Source organism: Arsenicicoccus bolidensis DSM 15745, from assembly GCF_000426385.1.
Lineage (GTDB): Bacteria > Actinomycetota > Actinomycetes > Actinomycetales > Dermatophilaceae > Arsenicicoccus > Arsenicicoccus bolidensis.
Genome location: NZ_AUFG01000086.1, coordinates 1 through 1,070, shown reverse-complemented (window position 1 = coordinate 1,070; position 1,070 = coordinate 1). Strand labels below are relative to the sequence as shown.

The window sequence follows — 1,070 nt, the reverse complement described above, 5'->3', positions numbered from 1 at the left end:
AACCCTTCCCCGACAACCGTCGAGGAAGAACGCCCGACTCTCCACTGAACCCGGGGCGGTTCACCGAGACCCGCGACGACGTCACCACCCTCAACCAGCGCGCCCGCGCGGACCTGATCCTCGACGGCACCTTTACACCGGGCCGGGAGGTGGAGCTGAACGGCGGCACCGCCGCCGGAGTCGGAGACACGATCATCACCCGCCGCAACGACCGCCGCCTCCGCAACAGCAAGGAGTGGGTACGCAACGGCGACACCTGGACCATCACCAACGTCCGCGACGACGGCTCGATCACCATCCGCAAGACCGGTCGCAGGTTCGGCGGCTCGATCCTCCTCCCGGCGTCCTATGTGGCCGAGCACGTCGATCTCGGGTACGCGGTCACCGCCCACCGCGCCCAGGGCGTCACCGTCGACACCGCCCACGTTCTGGTCGAGCCCACCACGACGCGGGAGAATTTCTACGTCGCGATGACAAGAGGCATGCGTTCCAACCGTGCGTATGTGATCCTCGACCGGATTGACGATGCTCACACGGAGTCGCATCCGGGCGAGAACCCGGATGCCACCGGCAGGAGCGTGCTGAACGGGGTGCTCCAGCACGTCGGCGCTGAGCTGTCCGCGCACGAGACCATCACCGCCGAACACGAGCAGTGGGGCTCCATCGCCCAACTCGCTGCGGAGTACGAGACGATCGCCGCCGCTGCGCAACGCGACCGCTGGGCGAGCCTGGTTCGTGCATCGGGGCTCACCGCCGAGCAAGTCGACACCGTGCTCGACTCGGAAACGTTCGGCGCACTCACCGCCGAGCTGCGAAGGGCTGAGGCGAATCACCACGACATGGACCGACTGCTCCCGCGCCTCGTCGCCGCGCGCGGGTTCGGTGATGCTGACGACATCGCTTCCGTCCTTCACCACCGCGTCGAACGCGCGACCGCACGGCCGGCAGGGTCGGGCCGCACCCGCAAGGCACCGCGGGTAAGAGTCCCGTGGAGTGGTGGGGTTTGGGGAGTGGGTGTGGCTCCCTGACGTAGAGGGGTCATCGGCGAGATGCTCGGTGTGTACCGCCAA

1 pseudogene is annotated in these 1,070 nt (G+C 67.9%); it reads left to right on the top strand.

The window, feature by feature from the left end:
- Positions 1 to 1,028: pseudogene (locus K313_RS24060) on the top strand (MobF family relaxase); the annotation flags it as partial.
- Positions 1,029 to 1,070: the final 42 nt, after the last annotated feature.